Source organism: Protofrankia sp. BMG5.30, from assembly GCF_001983005.1.
Classification (GTDB): domain Bacteria; phylum Actinomycetota; class Actinomycetes; order Frankiales; family Frankiaceae; genus Protofrankia; species Protofrankia coriariae.
This window is the reverse complement of sequence record NZ_MOME01000008.1, coordinates 1-17,326: the sequence shown is the minus strand read 5'-3', so window position 1 is coordinate 17,326 and position 17,326 is coordinate 1. Positions and strand designations below refer to the sequence as shown.

Annotated in this window: 15 protein-coding genes and 1 pseudogene; 6 read left to right on the top strand and 10 right to left on the bottom strand. The window is 71.0% G+C overall.

Translation table 11 applies throughout. The annotated features are described in order from the left end of the window. Positions 1-11: 11 nt before the first annotated feature. Positions 12-1,847, top strand: coding sequence for an NAD+ synthase (locus BL254_RS03680; protein ID WP_076842525.1), 1,836 nt, complete (start codon positions 12-14; stop codon positions 1,845-1,847). Between the two features lie 227 nt (positions 1,848-2,074). On the opposite strand, the gene BL254_RS03675 is transcribed toward BL254_RS03680, so the two are convergent. Then, on the bottom strand, positions 2,075-2,974 hold the full coding sequence (locus BL254_RS03675) for a TetR/AcrR family transcriptional regulator (protein ID WP_076842634.1): 900 nt from the start codon (positions 2,972-2,974) through the stop codon (positions 2,075-2,077). Between the two features lie 323 nt (positions 2,975-3,297). Between BL254_RS03675 and panB the strand changes: the two genes are divergently transcribed. Beyond that, a complete protein-coding gene (gene panB, locus BL254_RS03670; protein WP_076842524.1) occupies positions 3,298-4,236 on the top strand; it encodes a 3-methyl-2-oxobutanoate hydroxymethyltransferase in 939 nt (312 codons plus the stop codon). Between the two features lie 287 nt (positions 4,237-4,523). Here panB and BL254_RS03665 read toward each other — a convergent pair whose 3' ends face one another. The 4 genes from BL254_RS03665 to npdG all read right to left on the bottom strand — a co-directional run bounded on the left by BL254_RS03665 (position 4,524) and on the right by npdG (position 8,475). Further along, positions 4,524-5,012 carry an RloB family protein gene (locus BL254_RS03665; RefSeq protein WP_235433786.1) on the bottom strand — a complete coding sequence of 163 codons (489 nt, stop codon included), beginning with the start codon at positions 5,010-5,012 and terminating at the stop codon, positions 4,524-4,526. A gap of 124 nt (positions 5,013-5,136) precedes the next feature. Continuing rightward, positions 5,137-6,378, bottom strand: a complete 1,242-nt coding sequence (locus tag BL254_RS03660) for an ATP/GTP-binding protein (RefSeq protein WP_235433782.1) — start codon at positions 6,376-6,378, stop codon at positions 5,137-5,139. Between the two features lie 479 nt (positions 6,379-6,857). Further along, positions 6,858-7,658 carry a helical backbone metal receptor gene (locus BL254_RS03655; protein WP_076842633.1) on the bottom strand — a complete coding sequence of 267 codons (801 nt, stop codon included), beginning with the start codon at positions 7,656-7,658 and terminating at the stop codon, positions 6,858-6,860. A 133-nt stretch (positions 7,659-7,791) separates the two neighbouring features. Then, positions 7,792-8,475, bottom strand: a complete 684-nt coding sequence (gene npdG, locus BL254_RS03650; RefSeq protein ID WP_047224727.1) for an NADPH-dependent F420 reductase — start codon at positions 8,473-8,475, stop codon at positions 7,792-7,794. Positions 8,476-9,061: 586 nt separating this feature from the next. On the opposite strand from npdG, the gene BL254_RS03645 reads away from it, so the two are divergent. Further along, entirely contained in the window at positions 9,062-9,289 is a 228-nt protein-coding gene (locus BL254_RS03645; RefSeq protein ID WP_047224716.1) for a hypothetical protein, read from the top strand. A gap of 130 nt (positions 9,290-9,419) precedes the next feature. Here BL254_RS03645 and BL254_RS03640 read toward each other — a convergent pair whose 3' ends face one another. Both BL254_RS03640 and BL254_RS26795 read right to left on the bottom strand, forming a co-directional pair. Next, entirely contained in the window at positions 9,420-10,424 is a 1,005-nt protein-coding gene (locus tag BL254_RS03640) for a site-specific tyrosine recombinase XerD (protein WP_076842523.1), read from the bottom strand. A 2-nt stretch (positions 10,425-10,426) separates the two neighbouring features. Beyond that, positions 10,427-10,594 carry a hypothetical protein gene (locus BL254_RS26795; protein ID WP_157180606.1) on the bottom strand — a complete coding sequence of 56 codons (168 nt, stop codon included), beginning with the start codon at positions 10,592-10,594 and terminating at the stop codon, positions 10,427-10,429. Between the two features lie 191 nt (positions 10,595-10,785). Between BL254_RS26795 and BL254_RS28115 the strand changes: the two genes are divergently transcribed. Both BL254_RS28115 and BL254_RS28110 read left to right on the top strand, forming a co-directional pair. Then, positions 10,786-11,415 (top strand): hypothetical protein, encoded by a 630-nt coding sequence (locus BL254_RS28115; RefSeq protein ID WP_047224715.1) that lies wholly within the window; start codon positions 10,786-10,788, stop codon positions 11,413-11,415. A 236-nt stretch (positions 11,416-11,651) separates the two neighbouring features. After that, positions 11,652-12,473: a PKD domain-containing protein gene (locus BL254_RS28110; protein WP_235433780.1), complete on the top strand. Its 822-nt coding sequence runs from the start codon at positions 11,652-11,654 to the stop codon at positions 12,471-12,473. 88 nt (positions 12,474-12,561) lie between these two features. Here the strand turns inward: BL254_RS28110 and BL254_RS25670 are convergent, their stop codons facing one another. The 3 genes from BL254_RS25670 to BL254_RS03615 form a co-directional block, all read right to left on the bottom strand. Continuing rightward, a complete protein-coding gene (locus BL254_RS25670; protein WP_235433785.1) occupies positions 12,562-13,167 on the bottom strand; it encodes an NUDIX domain-containing protein in 606 nt (201 codons plus the stop codon). A 251-nt stretch (positions 13,168-13,418) separates the two neighbouring features. Beyond that, positions 13,419-15,188 (bottom strand): CTP synthase, encoded by a 1,770-nt coding sequence (locus tag BL254_RS03620; RefSeq protein ID WP_047224714.1) that lies wholly within the window; start codon positions 15,186-15,188, stop codon positions 13,419-13,421. A 468-nt stretch (positions 15,189-15,656) separates the two neighbouring features. Then, on the bottom strand, positions 15,657-16,286 hold the full coding sequence (locus BL254_RS03615; RefSeq protein ID WP_047224713.1) for a malonic semialdehyde reductase: 630 nt from the start codon (positions 16,284-16,286) through the stop codon (positions 15,657-15,659). Positions 16,287-16,786: 500 nt separating this feature from the next. On the opposite strand from BL254_RS03615, the pseudogene BL254_RS03610 reads away from it, so the two are divergent. Beyond that, a pseudogene (locus tag BL254_RS03610) lies at positions 16,787-17,326 on the top strand (IS5 family transposase); the annotation flags it as partial.

The following is a 17,326-nucleotide window of genomic DNA, read 5'->3' as shown; positions in this document are numbered from 1 at the left end:
GGCTTCGATTCATGACCCAGTTGCGCGTCACGCTTGCCCAGGTCGACACCACCGTCGGCGATCTCGCGGCGAACGCGGACCTGGTGAGCGCCTGGGCGGGACGGGCGGTGCGCGCCGGCGCGCACCTGGTGGCCTTCCCGGAGATGACGCTCACCGGCTATCCGGCCGAGGACCTCGTGCTGCGCCGCTCGTTCGCGCAGGCCTCCCGCGCGGCCGTCGACCGGCTCGCCCGCCGGCTGGCCGACGAGGGCGCCGGCGAGCTGGCCGTCGTCGTCGGCTATCTCGACAGCTCCCGCAACCCCACGCCGCGGCTGGGCCGGCCCGCCGGTGAGCCGCAGAACGCGGCCGCGGTGCTGTGGCGCGGCGAGGTCGTGGCCCGGTACGCCAAGCACCATCTGCCCAACTACGGCGTGTTCGACGAGTTCCGCTACTTCGTGCCCGGCTACGACTTCCCGGTCCTGCGCCTGCACGGGGTGGACGTCGGGCTGACGATCTGCGAGGACCTCTGGCAGGACGGCGGGCCCGTCGCGGTCGCCCGGGCCGCCGCCGTGGGCCTGCTGGTGTGCATCAACGGATCACCGTACGAGCGGGGGAAGGCCTTCCAGCGCGATGAGCTGGCCGCGGCCCGGGCGCGGGAGGCCGGCGCCGCGCTCGCGTACGTCAACCTCGTCGGTGGCCAGGACGAGCTCGTCTTCGACGGCGGGTCGCTGGTGGTGGACGCCGGCGGCCGCACGCTCGCCCGCGCCGAGCAGTTCACCGAGACGCTGCTGACCGTCGACCTCGACCTGCCGGCCGGCGCGCCGGTGGCCGGCCCTGTCGTCACCGGTCCGGTGGACGCGGGCGACGGCACCACGATCGCCGTGTCCCGCGTCGTGCTGGCCGACGAGCCCGTCTCCCCCTTCGAGGCGCGTGAGCCCACGGTGGCCCAGCGGCTGGACTCCGCCGCCGAGCTCTACGCCGCCGTGGTCACCGGCACCCGTGACTACGTCCGCAAGAACGGGTTCGCCTCGGTCGTCCTCGGACTCTCCGGCGGTATCGACTCGGCGTTGGTCGCCACGATCGCCGTGGACGCCCTCGGCGCGGCCCGGGTACACACGGTCGCGATGCCGTCGGTGCACTCCTCGGCCGGTTCCGTGGCCGACGCCGCGGAGCTGGCCCGGCGTACCGGCGTCACGCACACCGTGGTCCCGATCCAGCCCGTGGTGGACGCCTTCCACGAYGCGCTGGCCGGCACCGGCGGCCTTGCCGGCCTGGCCGCCGAGAACCTGCAGGCCCGGGTCCGCGGGACGCTGCTGATGGCGCTGTCGAACGCCCATGGCCATCTTGTTCTCACCACGGGTAACAAGAGCGAGCTCGCCACCGGGTTCTCCACGCTCTACGGCGACAGCGCCGGCGGCTTCGCCCCGATCAAGGACGTGCCCAAGACCCTGGTCTGGGAGCTCGCCCGCTGGCRCAACGCGCAGGCGCTGCGCGACGGCGAGACCCCGCCCATCCCAGAGGAGATCATCATCAAGCCACCGTCCGCCGAACTCGCCCCCGGGCAGCTCGACTCGGACCGGCTGCCCGACTACTCCACGCTGGACGCGGTCCTCGACGACTACGTCGAACGAGACCAGGGCCGCACCGAACTGATCACTGCGGGTCACGACCCCGACACCGTGGAGCGGGTCATCCGCCTGGTGGACCTCGCCGAGTACAAGCGGCGGCAGAACCCCCCGGGGCCCAAGGTGACCTCGAAGGCGTTCGGCCGTGACCGCCGACTGCCGATCACCTCCCACTGGCGCGAGCGGACGGGCCCGCCGCCCGCCGTCGAACCGTCGCCGCACCCCGACAGCGTCACCCCCTGACAGGGTCACCCCCTGACGGCGCTCCGAGGCGGCGCCACACCCGGCCACGTCATCCCCTGGCGGCATCCTGCCCCGGGCCAGTACCGCGCCCCCGACTCAGCACCGCCCCGGAGTGGCACTGCCCTGACGACGGCCATCGCTGAGCAGCCTCCGGACAGCGCCGTCCCCGGGCGGCAYCCGGACGGCATTCGCCCGCCGCCCGCCGCGCGTCCAGGTCGGACGGCGGGTCAACCGGCCGCTGGCATCCCGGCCGTGTCGGATCCGGAGCGCTGGAGGATCCCGCGCAGGACCGTGTCGACCACACCGGTGATCCGGGAACCGGTGACGTCACGCGAATGCCCGGTGTACTGCCAGTAGGCTACGGAACCGATCAGCATGTCGATGATCATTTCGATGTCGATGTCCGGGCTCAGTTCCCCCGAGACGATGCCGCCGCGCAACAGGGCGGCCACCCGGTCCCGCGCCGGGGCCATGACCCGTCTGCGGTAGGCCTCGAACAGGTTGGGGTGCTCCTCCTTCTCGGCCAGCAGTCTGGGCATGATGCGGCCGGCCAGCGTCTGGATGCTGTGCTTGCGCACGGTGTTCAGCCAGGCGACGAGATCGTCGCGCAGCGACCCGGTCTGCGCCCCGCCCGAGAGATCGGCAAGAGTGCCCAGCGCCTCGACGACCAGGGCGTCCTTGGTCGGCCACCGCCGGTAGACCGTTGCCTTGCCAACCCCGGCCCGCGCCGCGACCGCCTCCATCGACAGCCCGGCGAACCCGTAGTCGGCGAGCGTGTGCAGGGTCGCGCTGATGATCGCTTCGTCCCGGCGGGTGTCGCGTGGGCGTCCCGGCGTGCGCATCGGTGGCCGCGCCGGCCGCGCCGGCCCGGGCCCGCGCCGGTCGGCAGGCGGATGGTGCTGCTCGCTGGCCGCCGATCGCGCCGGCCCGGACGCGCGTCCGCTCGACATCGTCACGACGGACGCTCCGCCGCGGCCCCGGCCCGCGGACGGCCGGCCCGGGTACACCCGGTCGAGCCCCATGCCGGAGGCCACCTCGCGGGCCGTCTCGCGGGCCAGGGCAGGCATGCCCCGGGCCCTGTCGAGGACTGTGCCGGCAGCGATGGCGAGAGCCGTCGTCGGCGCCATGTCGGATACCGTGACAGATGCCGTGACGGGCGTCCCGTCGGGCCCGGCACCGGATTCGTCCCCGCATTCGGCAGCGCGTTTGGCAGCGCGTCCGGCGCGGTGTGCCCGTTCATCCGCGGCCACCGCCGCCCATCTCTGTAGTGCTTGCTGTGCCCCATGGATCCCGTCCGTCGAAGTTGTGTCCCGACCGTCAGGTGGCGCCCCCGCATCCAAGATCGAAGCCTACGGTGAGCCAGGCCACGACGCATCTGTTTCCACGGCGGTGGCAGCATGGAGGGGACGCCGGGACGCGCCAGCGCCCGGACGGACCAACAGGAGATCGTATGAACAGGACGGCAGAAGTCTGTTCCGCCTCGCCCGCCGCCGCGGCCGGGGAAGCGACGACGCTGTACGGCGCGTCGACGGCACCGGGCACCCCGGCGGCAGGATCAGGACCCGCGGCCGCGGCCCGTGGCGGCGCGGCCCGCCGCGGCCGGACCACCGTCCGGGAACTCCAGGCGGCCAAGGACCGCGGGGAGAAGTGGGCGATGCTCACCGCCTACGACGCGACCACCGCCCGCATCTTCGACGACGTGGGCGTGCCGGTGCTGCTCGTCGGCGACTCGGCGGCCAACGTCGTCTACGGCTACGAGACCACCGTGCCGGTAACGGTGGAGGAGATGCTGCCGCTGGTGCGCGCGGTCGTCCGCGGAACCACCCACGCACTGGTCGTCGCGGACCTGCCCTTCGGCTCGTACCAGAGGTCGGTGGAGCAGGCGATCGACAACGCGGCACGTTTCATGAAGGACGGCGGCGCCAAGGCGGTCAAGCTCGAAGGGGGCGCCCGGGTGGTCCCGCAGGTCGCCGCGCTGGTGGCGGCCGGTATCCCGGTCATGGCCCACCTCGGGCTGACCCCGCAGAGCGTGAACGTCCTCGGCGGCTACCGGGTGCAGGGCCGCGGCAACGCCGGTGACGCCCTGCTCGCCGACGCGCTCGCGCTGGAGGCGGCCGGGGCGTTCGCCGTCGTGCTCGAGGTGGTCCCGTCCGATCTCGCCGCCCGGGTGAGCAAGGAACTGACCATCCCGGTCGTCGGTATCGGARCCGGCCCGGACTGCGACGCGCAGGTTCTGGTCTGGCAGGACATGGCCGGCCTTTCCGACGCGCACGCCCGGTTCGTCAAGCACTATGCCGATCTGCGCTCCACCCTCGCCGACGCGGCGCTGCGCTTCACCGAGGAGGTCCGCGGCGGCACCTTCCCCACCGTCGAACACAGCTACCACTGACGAACACAGCTACCGCTGAGCACACCCGCCGCCGCTGACCAGCTCCGGCGCCGCCGGGCGGGCCGCCACCACCGGACCTGCCCAGCGGTACGGCCACGGCCGGCCATACCGGCGCCCTCCAMCCACCACCAACGGCCCCGCTGACGACGTTCACCTGAAGGATGTGAATCCGCTGCCGCCATCACGGCACCGCGTTCGCATCCTTCAGAACTGATCAGGGACGTGTCGCGAGCGGAAGGTATTCGCTCGCGACAGCCGTATGCTCGGGAAAGAGCCCGGCGCGGAGCCTACGCCTCGAGCGCGGTGAGGAGAGCGGGCATCGAGGACGAAGGATTGTCCCGAGGAAACACCGTTCCGTTCTTCTCATGTCTGGTCGCCAGCGCCAGCGCCCGTCGCGCGGCGTCCTTCCGGCGTGGTATGTACAACTCCGCGTCGATGCTCTTCCCCGGTCTGCCGTCGAGTAACCGACTCTTACGTTCGACCGCGGCGGTGTCGGCAGACCTGTTGTAGTCCTGGTGGTGCAGGATGAGCCACAGCTCGAAACAGGGGTTGGAAACCGCCAGCCCGATGTCGTGCGCACGGGCGAGGTCGACAGCCTCCGTGAGGTTCGGATGGTTCTTGGGCCATTCGACGTCGAACACGCACCAGCACTCGTCGACCTCCGGGTCCTTCTTCCGTTCGACGGCTCGTCTGACCAGGGTGAGCGGCACTCCCTGGCCGGCATCGATCTCGATGCGGACGGAAGTCCTCCGAGCGACTTCCGGAAGCTTCTTGATGCCTTTTATGTAGTCCGGCTCCGAATTTTTTCCTCGCAGAACACTACGATTGTCCGCAGCTCCGGGCGGGCCGCGGTCCGCCGCTTCAGCGGCTTCGGCGCCCTCGGCCTCGTCGCCACCGCCGTCAGCCGATCAGGCCGAGCGCGCGCAGCAGTTCGGCCTGATCCACGTCGGGCAGCGCGCCGAAACGTCCGTGCAGGTAGGCACGCTCAAGGTTCTGAGATCTCCGCACCCGCTCACCGGCGAACTCGGCAAGCGCGCCGAGCCGTGTCGCCCCGCTGTCGGACTTCTCCGTCAGCCACACCTCRTCACGATTGAGATGGTTCAGTAGGCTGGTGTCGTGCGCGGTGAAGACGAGTTGCGCGCCGCGCGGATTCGTCGCCGGGTTGTGGAAGAGCCCGAGCAGCTGAGCGGACAGTGTCGGGTGCAGGCTCGCGTCCAGTTCGTCGAGCAACAGCAGGGATCCGCTTCGCAGCGCGGTCAGCACCGGGCCGATGAGCCTGAACCAGGTGCGGGTGCCCTCGGACTCGGCCCGGAAATCGAGTGGAACTTTTTCCGTCGCGGCCCGATGGACGAGTCGTACCCGTTTCGGTGGACGGCTGGCACCGGTTTCTGCCGAACGCTGTAGCGTCTTCTCGCCTTCGTCGATCAGAACATCATCAATTCCAAGATCCGCGATCCTGAGTAACGCCAGTGCCTGCTCCCGGTCCGGGCCCGGTGGCGCTCCGGGGGAAGCGACGTCGAAAAGCGCCTCCTGATCACTCTCCGACAGATACTCGAACCACCGGACGGTCGACCGTAGCGCACGATATGGTACTGCCATCTCAATAACTTCGGGAAGACGCTGCCCGGGGCTCATGGCCAGCGTACGAAGAAGCTCCCCGGCGAATTTGGAGACGAGTGGCTCCCGGAAGCGACGAGCCGCGGTCAGTACCAATGTGCGGTCCGTCATCAGTTCGCGCGTCCCGGCGATTCCGCCGAGTCCCCGCTGGAGCTTCAGCTCGCCGCTTTCCCGTTCAAAAACGCGGCGTCGCCTCTTCTCCGGATAATGAAAAAGACCTTCGTAGTGAACGGCCCGGCGGTGCACCTCGAGGACGTATTCGAACCGTATGCCGTCGACAAGCAGCTCGACGATGAACTCGGAGGGCCGGCCGGGGCCRTCCCCGAACGCGAACGGCTCGACCGGGATCTCGTCGTCCCAGGTGCGCAGCGAGTGCTGCACGGCGTCCCGGAGCCAGGTGAACGCCGCGACGATGTTCGACTTCCCGGAGGCGTTGGGGCCGTAGAGCGCCGCCACCGTGAGCAGGCTCTCCCCGAGCGAGGCCGCCTCGCGAGCTTCCACGCGATCGCGATCCACAGCGACCATGGACAGCTCCACGGGCTCCAGTATCGAACGATAGTTCGATACTTCGAAACGTATCAACATGGGCTGCCCTAACGTCGCTGCTTGGCGCTGTTACGAGCCGAATCCTGTCAAATTTTGACGAAACTTGGGCCGAGCATGCGGTAGCAATGTCATCTTAGCCGAAATCGACGATGTTCTTCGTGTCCGCGTGCCTGTGGTGGCGGCGGCCACGCCCTTCCGTTCTCGGAGCACATTGAGGCTGCCTGCCCGGTTCGGCCTGTCGCGCATGCGTATGGGTGCGTACAGAGAACTGCCGGCCACCGGCCGGAAGGACGCGAACGCGATGCCGTGACAGCGGCAGCGCGTTCGCATCGCTCGGAAGAGTGGGCCCTGGAATACAGGGACACCCGCGGGGAGATCCGTGTCGACAGTCCCGACACGGGTGTGGGTGGGACGATCGACCTGGCCATCGCAGTCCGGCGGCGACGGCGGCGCGGGCGTCAGGTGCGGGCGGGGGCGGTGACCGGGTGGGAGAGCTGGGCGTCGAGGACGGCGCGGGCCGACACCAGGGACGGTCCGTACCAGGTCAGATGGCGGCCGGAGACGCACACCACCGGGGTGTCCCCGAACGCCTCCGGGCCGTCGGCAGGGCTGAACGGATACGGCTCGTCGGGCAGCACCACCAGGTCGACGGGCGGCACCTCGTCCAGACGGATCCGGGGATAACGCTGCGAATGGTCGGCGAGCACGTTGTCGATCCCGAGCCGGCGCAGGACGTCACCGGTGAACGTCTCCCGCCCCACCGCCATCCAGGGCCGGCGCCACACCGGGACCAGCGCGCTGCGCCGCGGCCCGCGATACGGGGCCGCCCAGGTCGCGCGGGCGGCGGTCAGCCAGTCCGGCCGGTCGAGGCGGCAGGCGTCACGCAGCATCCGCTCGAGGCTGACCAGGGCGGCGTCCACGGTGGCCGGTGCCRTCACCCACACCGGGATGCCGGCCGCTCGGAGCTGGTCGAGATCGACATCCCGGTTCTCCTCGGCGTTGGCGCAGACCACGTCCGGGGCGAGGGAGACGATCGTGGTGATGTCCGGGTTCTTCGTCCCGCGTACGCGGGCCACGTCGAGGTCGACCGGGCGGGAGCACCAGGCCGTCGCCCCGACCAGCAGGCCGGGCGCGGTGTGCGCGATGGCTTCGGTCAGGCTCGGGACGAGCGAGACCACGCGGGTCACCCGTCGGGGCACCGCCACCCCGTTACCGAGATCGTCGATGCCGGGATCATCCCGGCCGCTCGCCGCCGTCACCGTCACCGTCGCCACCTACCCCGGTCGATTGCCACCTACGCCGGCTGGACCGGACGTCCGTGGTGAAACACCTGATGAAACATTTGCCACGGAATGCCTGTCACAATTTGTTACTATCTGCCGTTACCCGATGTCACTGAACGTCTGTCACGCGTAGCCCCGCGTGGGATTTGTAGCGTCTGTTCACCGAGATCAGGTTCGCGGTCAGCCCCTCGACGGAGGCCGCGTTACGCAGCTTGCCCGCGTAGATCCCGCGGATGCCGGCGATCCTGCCCGCCAGCGCTATGACGGTGTCGGTGGCCTGCCGGTCGTCACCCAGGACGAGAACGTCGGTGTCGATCTCGTTGACCGTCTCGTCCTCCAGCAGCACCGCGCTGACATGGTGGAACGCGGCCACCACGGTGCTCTCCGGCAGCAGCGCCGCGGCCTGCTGTGCCGCGCTGCCCTCGGGTACGGGGAGCACGAACGCGCTGCCCCTGTCGAAGCCGAGCGGGTTGACGCAGTCAACGACGATCTTGCCGGCGAGCTCGGCGCGCAGGCCGGTGAGCAACTCGCCGTGGCCGTCCCAGGGCACGGCGACGATCACGATGTCGCCGGCGGCGGCGGCGGTGGCGTTGTCCGCGCCAGTGACGGCCCAGCCGGCCGCGCCCAGCTTCGCGGCGGCCTCCCCGGCGCGTTCGGCGGAACGCGAGCCCAGCACGACCCGGTTGCCGGCGATGGCGAGACGGCGGCCGAGTCCGCGACCCTGCGGCCCGGTCCCGCCGAGGATGGAGATCGTCAGCAACGAGACGTCAGGTAGATCACCAGGAGAGCCCATGAGCCACATCCTGCCGTATGACCCGTCCACAGGGCATTCTGATCGCCGACGGAACGATCATGCACATCCGCCRCCAGTCGAGGATGCCGGCTCCGAAGGAGCGGCCCCGAAACGCCGAAGCGTCAACATCATCTGGACCGGCGCTGGCCGGCCCGCTCCGGGCGGCCCGCCCTGGCCGCCGCCCCCGATCCTGCCACCCTGAACGCTTCTGGCCGACTCGGAGTGTATCCATACGGTTGGGTTCACCCACGGGCACCCCCGGTCACCCGACCCGGGAGCGAATGCGGGACTATGCCTGAACAACGTGACAGCTACGGGCGTTGATCGCCCCGTAGGACGCTGGCGGACGCCGGGGGGCGGGAGTCTTCTCAACAGACGCGGCCGTACCGATCGGACAGAGGAGCGGCGGAAGGTGAACAACGGAAACAATTCCGTGCTTACAACACTTCGCGATCAAGACATTGCGTTGCGTGACATCCATGGAACGTTGGACAACCCCGGCCGCACGCCGTTCGAGGACGGGTCGTACYGTTCCATTCCACGAACAGCTGCGAGATCCACAGAACCAGGTGGGAGAGGTCGAGCAATGGCGGACGTATCGGTTCGCTTCGCGATGACGAACGACAGCGAAGTGGTGCTCAACCTGTCGCTGCCGCAGGCACTGCGCCTGATGGAGGCGATCGCGCGCAAGGTCGGCGAGACGCTCGCCGAGCGCAGCACGCAGGGCGTCGGAGGTGTCGGAGGCGTCGGAGGGGTACCCACGCCGGCCCCGTCCAACGGCATGCCGAGCCTGGGGCCGTACACCCCGTCCTGAGGCCCGCGACAGYCCGGCGGACGGCCGGCAGGACAGCCCGACAGGCGGGTGGGTTCCCACCATGCGGTGACCCCACCCGACGGCCGGCCATTCCACCGCGGGCAGGCCAGCGGGCGTGCGCGGGAGCGTGTCAGCCCTGGGCCGGCCTGCTGGTGCCCAGCGCCCGGGGATGCGACGTCGCGTACACCTCGCGCAGCCGGTCCACCGTGACCAGCGTGTAGATCTGGGTGGTACTCACCGACGCGTGGCCCAGCAGCTCCTGGACGACCCGCACATCGGCCCCGCCGTCGAGCAGGTGGGTCGCGAAGGAGTGCCGCAGTACGTGCGGTGACACGCCCTCCACGCCGGCCGCCACGGCCGCGGTCCGCAGCACCGTCCAGGCGCTCTGCCGCGACAGCCTGGTCCCCCGCCGGGACAGGAAGACCGCCGGGGACGCCCGCCGGCTCGCCAGCACCGGACGCGCCCGGACCAGGTAGGCGGCCAGCGCCTCGCCGGCGTACCGGCCGAGCGGGACGACCCGGGCCCGGCCGCCCTTGCCAAGCAGCCGCACCGACGCCGCGTCCAGGTCCAGGTCGTCGATATCGAGGCCGACGGCTTCGGAGATGCGCGCGCCGGTCCCGTAGAGCAGTTCCAGCAGCGCGACCGCCCGCAGCTGTCGGCTCCCCTCGGCGGGATCGCCGCCGGGACCGCCGGCGGCGGACGTGGACGCGGCGCGCAGAACGGCCACCACCTGGTCGACGGTAAGCGCCCTGGGCAGCCGGCGCGGCGGGGTCGGCGGGCGTACCGGCCGGGAGACGTCCGAGGTGACCTCGCCCTCCCGCGCCGCGAAGCGATGCAGCGACCGGACCGAGACGAGCATCCGCGCCACCGACGACGCCGCCAGCGGCGGGTGCTCGCCGGCCCCCTCCCGGAGGGTCGCCGCGAACTCGGCCACCTCGGACTCGTCCACGTCGGCCAGGGAGCGCACCCCGCGCAGGCTCAGGTGCTCCAGGTAACGGCGCAGGTCACGCCGGTAGGCGAGGACCGAGTTGCGCGCGAGCCCACGCTCGCCCGCCAGATGGTCGAGGAAGCGCTCGACCACGACGGCCGGGTCCCCGGCCACGGGTTCCGGTTCCGGTTCCGGGTCAGCCGGCATGCTCACGTGCGTACCGTGCGGGCCGCCGGGTAGGCCGGGTAGGCCGGGTAGGCCGCACGGGCCATGCCCGCCGCGCGGGCCCGGTGGGCCGCGGCCACGGCAGGCGGGCGCCGGTCACCGCCAGGGACAGCACGGTCACCGCCAGAGGCGACAACGGACTCGCCGGCCATCAACCCATCCCTACGCCTGCGCTCGTCATCGATGTGCGTGGCTCGCCATCGACGTGAGTGTAGGTGCCCGGCGGACGGCGTCCGCCCATACCGCGCGGATCACACCCGACTACCTGGGACGACACGCCTCTCGGGGCGATTTGCCAACCCCTGTCCGTACGTGTAGAGGACTGCGGCTATCCTCACATCTGATGCGGACAGACAGTGGACCGCCACGACACGCCCGGTATCTGCTGGTCGCCGCCGTCGTCATACTGGCAGTCGGCTGTGGCGGTGGTGCGGCCACCACGGGTGCCCCGGCTCCGCCCAGGGCGCAGGCGTTCGGCCCGACGGGGCAGCCGAGCGGGCCGGTCACCGGCGATCCGCGCCCGGTCGGGTCCGTGTCGCAGGTGGTGGCCACACCGTCCGGGCCGCCGGCCGCCGACCCGACCCGGACGGCGCTGGCAACGGTGCAGGCGTACTTCACGGAGATCAACACAGCCAGTCGGGAGGGACGGGTGGCGGACGTGAGCCTGACAGCCATGCCGGGATGCCAGACGTGCATGCTCGACGTCGGCGTCACCCGCGGTTTCCACGACCAGGGCGGGCACGCCGACGTGGATCCGCTCGCCGTCGGCCCGGTCGTCATGGATCCGCTCGGGGATCGGGCCGCCACCGCGCGGACGACCGTGGCGATCAGAGCCGTCCGGCTGCTCGACGCCGCCGGCAACACCGTCCGGACCTATCCCGCCCAGCCGGCGCGCGCCGCCACCGCGACGCTGGTGCTGAGCTCGGCGGGCTGGCGCATCCAGAACGTCCTGTACGCCACGGGGTCGTCGTGACGCGGGCAGCCCCGTCCCCGCACGCGCATCCGCGCCCCAGGTCGCGGCGGCCGGGGCGGCCGGAAGGACCGGGCGGCCATGACCAGCCGGGCCGCGGTCACGCCGGCGGCCGGAACCTTCTGGGACGGCTGGGCCGCGACCGGCACGGGTGGCTCAGGGGGCGCTGGACGCGCCGGCGGCACGACACCGGCCAGAGCTACGGCCATGGCGCAGGTGCCGGCAGACCGCTGGCGATCGTGCTTCTTGTCGTCACGGCGTCCCTGCTCGGGCTGCTCCCGCCGGTGGTGTCACCCGCCGCCGCGGCACCGGACGGGCGGACCGGCGGCGCCTGCACGGCCCTGTGGGGATACTGCGACACCCGCGCCACCGACAGCGGATACATCTACACCTTCGTCGGCGGACGGCTGCACCGGACGCCCGCGACCGGCGCGGCCCGGCGGGCCGGCGGCGGCTGCGGGGACTGCGTCGTCCCCCTGAACTACTGCAACGTCGGTGACGAGACCACCGACTTCGAGGAACTGCTGTGGGCGACCGCACCGGAGGCGGCCGCCGACACGAACGCGCTGTGCGACCCGCAACCCGGTGCCGCCCCGACCCTCGCGCAGGTGCAGGCAGCGCTCACCAACTACCTGCGGGAACAGGCGCTGCCCAAGCCCACGCTCGTCGTCGCGCCGAGCGGGCGCAGCTTCGCCAACCTGCCGACGGTGGTGTACACGCCGGTCCCGCCGGCCTTCGTCTTCAACGTCGACCAGCCGGTGCTCGCCACGATCACCGCGGTCCCCCACTACCGGTGGGACTTCGGGGACGGCGCGATCGGCCCGGACTCCCCCGGCCGCCCCTTCGACCCGGCGATCTCACCCCGGGAGCATCCCGACGCCTACGTGTCGCACCCCTACCGCCAGCCCGGCACCTACACGATCACACTCACGGTGACCTGGCAGGGGACGTTCGCCGTGCCCGGTGTCGGGCAGGCGTTCCCGCTGGACCCGGTGGTCCTCGCGGCGAACGCCCCCGTCGTCGTGGACGAGGCCGGCAGCGTCCTCACCGGCAACGGCTGAGGTCCCCACCGGCAACGGCTGGCCCGGCTCGCCGGCCGCTGAAGCGCCGGTCGGGCGGCGCGGGCACCATCCGCACAGACACGAATAGTTATGAAACAGGCGCTCCAGGTGTTGGACGGTCCGGCCAGGGGGTGTCCGCGGCGCGCAGGGAGGTGAATCCGCCGGCGCGGGCCGTCGCCGCCGCCAGAATGCCGATCACGGCCATGGCGTTGGTGATCGTCCCGGACAGCACGTCGGCCACCGCCTCGTCGAGATCCACCCGCCGCGTCCGCATGTCGGCCTCCTCGTGGACGCCGACATGCCGCCGCGACGGCGGGATCACCGCCAGCTCACGGGCGAGGAAGACGCGATACGCCTCGTCGGTCATCCCGGGCGAGGCCAGGACGTCGACGAGCAGGTCCCAGCGGGCGGCCGTGAGATGGGCCTCCTCCGCAAGCTCACGGGCGGCGGCGGTCGCCAGCGGCTCCCCGGGGATGTCGAGGATGCCGGCGGGCAGCTCCCACAGGGGACGGCGGACCGGGTGACGGTACTGGTTGACCATCACCACCCGCCCGGACTCGTCCAACGCGACCACACCGACCGCGCCGGGATGCATGATGACGTCACGCTGGGAAACCCCACCGTCCGGCATCCGCACGATGTCCCGGCGGAGCCGGATGATCCGCCCGGTGAAGACGACATCGGACTCCACCACCTCGTAGCGGTGCCCGCTGTCGGAGCGGTAACCCGCCTCCGCGGCCGGCGCGCCAGCCGCGGGCCCCCCGTCCACAGGCACCCCGTTGGTGGGCGCCGCGGACGATTCGGCCGGGGGCGTGTTGTCCGTCTGTGGCCCGGCCGCGGGCACGCTGTCCGCCCGTGCCCCGTCCGGTCCCCGCGCGTCGGGCTCCCCCACCCCGCCGGCTGTCGCACCGCCGGCCGGCGCATGGCCGGCCGCGTTACTGGTTGTCACGTTGCGGGTGGCCATGACGGCACCAGCTCCTCACACTGCACCTCGCCAGCTATCCCCTGGCTGTCCACCATCTCCTGGCCGTCCACGTCCGCGATGCCGTCGGGCAGTTCGACTGGCAGCACCCCGGTGCGTTGCTCGGCGTGCGTGACCGCCGCCGCGGCCAGCGCGCGGAACAGCGGGTGGGCCCGTGTCGGCCGGGAGCGGAACTCCGGATGCGCCTGGGTGCCGACGTAGAACGGATGGACCTCCACCGGCAGTTCGACGACCTCGACGAGCCGGCTGTCCGGCGACGTCCCGGAAATCACCAGCCCGGCCGCGGTGAGCCGGTCGCGGTAGTCGTTGTTGACCTCGTAGCGGTGCCGGTGGCGTTCGTCGACCTCCGCGGCCCCGTACACCCGCCGGGCGACCGTGCCGGGCGCGAGCGTGCACGCGTACAGCCCGAGGCGCATCGTGCCGCCCATGTCCCGCTCCCCGGCGACCACGGCCTGCTGGTCGGCCATTGTGGAGATCACCGGATGCGGCGTCTGCGGGTCGAACTCGGTGGAGTTCGCGTCGGTGAGCCCGGCCATGTTGCGGGCCGCTTCGATGACCATGCACTGGAGGCCCAGACACAGGCCCAGGGCCGGGATCCCGTTCGCCCGCGCGTGCCGGAGCGCTTCGATCTTCCCTTCGATCCCGCGGATGCCGAAGCCGCCGGGCACGAGCACACCGTCCACCCCACCCAGGGCGACCGCGGTGGCCTGCGGGGACGAGCAGGTGTCCGCGGGCACCCAGCGGATCTCCACCCGGGCGTCCACCGCGAACCCGCCCGCCCGCAGCGCCTCGGTGACCGACAGGTAGGCGTCGGGCAGATCGACGTATTTCCCGACGATCGCCACCGTGACCAGGTTGGCCGGGCGGTGGACGCGGCGCAGCAGGGTGTCCCACTCGGTCCAGTCGACGTCCCGGAAGGGCAGGCCCAGGCGGCGGACCGCGTAGGCGTCGAGGCCTTCCCTGTGCAGCACCTTGGGGATGTCGTAGATCGAGGCCGCGTCCGGCGCGCCGACGACGGCCTCGTCGTCCACGTCGCACATCAGAGCGATCTTGCTTTTGAGCGCGGCCGGCAGCGGCCGGTCGGAGCGGCAGACCAGCGCGTCCGGCTGCAGGCCGATGCTGCGCAGCGCCGCCACCGAGTGCTGCGTGGGCTTGGTCTTCAGCTCCCCGGAGGGCGCCAGATAGGGCACCAGGCTGACGTGGACGGTCAGGACGTTGTCCCGTCCGACCTCGTGGCGGACCTGGCGGATCGCCTCCAGGTAGGGCAGCGACTCGATGTCGCCGACGGTGCCGCCCACCTCGGTGATGACCACGTCCCAGGCGTCGGTGGCGAGCCTGCGGATCCGGTCCTTGATCTCGTCGGTGATGTGCGGGACGACCTGCACCGTCTGGCCGAGGTAGCCACCCCGGCGCTCGCGGGCGATCACCTGCGAGTAGACCTGGCCGGTGGTGACGTTGGCGCTGCTGTCGAGGTCGACGTCCAGGAACCGCTCGTAGTGGCCGATGTCGAGGTCGGTCTCGGCGCCGTCGTCGGTGACGAAGACCTCCCCGTGCTGGAACGGGTTCATCGTGCCGGGGTCGACGTTGAGGTAGGGGTCGAGCTTCTGCATGGTGACCCGAAGGCCACGAGCCTTGAGGAGACGACCGAGGCTGGAGGCGGTGAGCCCCTTGCCGAGACTGGAGGCGACCCCTCCGGTCACGAAGATGTGCCTGGTCACGTGCGCCTGCGCCACGCTGGGACCCTTCCGTGGGTTGCGCCGGCCGGACACCCGTACCCGGCCGGTCCACGGGATTTCACGGTAACACCCCCGCCCCGGGTCGGGACACGCACGGGACAACTGCCGCCCGCCCGCCATGATCCAATCGGCCCGCCGTCCCGGGACGCGATCACCATCCAGCCATCACGTAACCGCACGATCACGCAGTCGACCCGTCTCGCCTTCACCCCGGAGCCCTACCGAGCAGAAACCCACAAAAACACGCGAACACAGCTGTCCGTCACCGTTTCTCGGGCTCCGCCGAAGCTCACGCCGGCGACAGCCCCACAAGGATGTGAAGGATGTGAATGCGCTGCTGTTGCAGCAGCACCGCATTCACATCCTTCAGAGCGTGGCCCGGGGGAAGGCTGCGCGGACGGGTGTTCGGAGAACGGGGAGCGGCGGGTGGGCGGGCGACAGGCGACGGCCGGGTGGAAGCGGCTGTCAGAGAGCGGAGATGACCTGGTCGTAGTCCAGGCGGGGGTGCCGGGGACGGAAGGCGTTCTCCCCCGGCCTGCCGATGTTGATTACCGCGAGTGTGCGCAGCGGTTTGTCGGCGAAGAACTCCCTGTCTATGGCGTCGGCGTCAAGCCCCGTCATCGGGCCGGCCGCGAGCCCCGCGGCCCGGATACCCAGAATGAAGTAGCCGATCTGGAGGGCGGCGTTGAACCGCGCGCTGTACTCACGGAAGGCCGGCTCGGCGAAGATGTCCCTGGCCGTCGGCAGATGCGGGAAGACCTGTGGCAGGTTGTCGTGAAAGTCGACGTCCGCAGCGACGATGGCCGCCAGCGGCGCGGACCGCGTCTTCGCCTGGTTACCCGAGCTGAGGTGCGCGACCAGCCGTTCCCGCGCCTCGGGCGAACGGACCAGAACGATCCGCAACGGCTGGGAGTTCATGCTGGTCGGCGCCCATTTGACCAGGTCGTAGATGGCGCGGATCTGCTCGTCGGACACTGGTTCGTCGCTGAAGGTGTTCGCTGTCTGGGCCGTGTGGAACAGCAGGTCCGCGGCAGCGGCGTCCAGCGCCAGGGCGGCGCCGGCGGAGGCGCTGGTGGCGGCGTCGGTGACGGTCATGAAAGTCAGGACTCCTGATGGTCGAGGTCGTCACGGGTCCGGGATCCCGGACCGGAGGGCACGCGATCATCGCTCGTGCCGGGCACCCACCGGCCTCACAGGACACTACTTGAACGCACAACCACATCCGCGACATCCCCACGCCGCTGTGACCCTCACCCCGCGAGCAATCCACCACCCCGCGGGTGGTCCGCGTCGGGTTCGCCCTGCTCCGCGGCGCCTTCATCCCCACGACCGGTTTCCCCACGCTTTCCCCACCCCGATGCCCCACCRGACGCCCCTATCCGAACGTCCCACTCGCTGCGGCCTCACCCTCGTAGCCGGCGGCGGTGCGTGCCTGGYCCGTAGGCAGAAAACGTCACCATGACAACGAAAACCACCTACGGACACGGAAGCCGTAGGTGGAAAGCGCTGCGATGACGGCGGTTTCCACCTACAGCTTCCGCTCCCACTAGGGCCTGTGTCGAAAGTGGATCCTGGGYGTGAGATGATCTTGATTCGTGGCGCGTGGAGATCTGACGGACGAGCAATGGGCCGTGCTGGAGCTGCTGTTGCCGACGGGCAAGAAGCCCGGCCGGCCACCGATATGGACCCGGCGGCAGCTGATCGACGGCATACGGTTCCGGGTTCGTACCGGCATCCCGTGGCGGGACATGCCCGCCGAGTACGGGCCGTGGGGCCGGGCGTACGACCTGTTCCGCCGCTGGCAGCGCAACGGCACCTGGCAGCGCATCTTCACCGAACTTCAGGCCCGGGCCGATGCCAAGGACCTGATCACCTGGGACCTCAACGTCGACTCCACCGTCTGCCGGGCCCACCAGCACGCCGCCGGAGCGAGGAAAAGGGGGACCTGCAGAAGGAGCCGCCCGGCGGTGTCGCAGTCGAGCCCGACGACCACGGCCTCGGACGCTCGCGCGGCGGCCTGACCACCAAGCTGCACCTCGCCGTCGAGCAGGGGCAAAAGCCCATGTCCATCGTGATCACCGCCGGGCAGCGCGGGGACTCCCCGCAGTTCGAGGTTGTCCTGGGCCGCATCAGGG

What these genes read in the sequence shown, in the direction of transcription:
- BL254_RS03675 (WP_076842634.1), bottom strand. Translation starts at nt 2,974, where the DNA reads ATGGCGCCGACGACGGCTCTCGCCATCGCTGCCGGCACAGTCCTCGAC.
- npdG (WP_047224727.1), bottom strand. Translation starts at nt 8,475, where the DNA reads ATGGGCTCTCCTGGTGATCTACCTGACGTCTCGTTGCTGACGATCTCC.
- BL254_RS03645 (WP_047224716.1), top strand. Translation starts at nt 9,062, where the DNA reads ATGGCGGACGTATCGGTTCGCTTCGCGATGACGAACGACAGCGAAGTG.
- BL254_RS03640 (WP_076842523.1), bottom strand. Translation starts at nt 10,424, where the DNA reads ATGCCGGCTGACCCGGAACCGGAACCGGAACCCGTGGCCGGGGACCCG.
- BL254_RS26795 (WP_157180606.1), bottom strand. Translation starts at nt 10,594, where the DNA reads ATGGCCGGCGAGTCCGTTGTCGCCTCTGGCGGTGACCGTGCTGTCCCT.
- BL254_RS28115 (WP_047224715.1), top strand. Translation starts at nt 10,786, where the DNA reads ATGCGGACAGACAGTGGACCGCCACGACACGCCCGGTATCTGCTGGTC.
- BL254_RS03615 (WP_047224713.1), bottom strand. Translation starts at nt 16,286, where the DNA reads ATGACCGTCACCGACGCCGCCACCAGCGCCTCCGCCGGCGCCGCCCTG.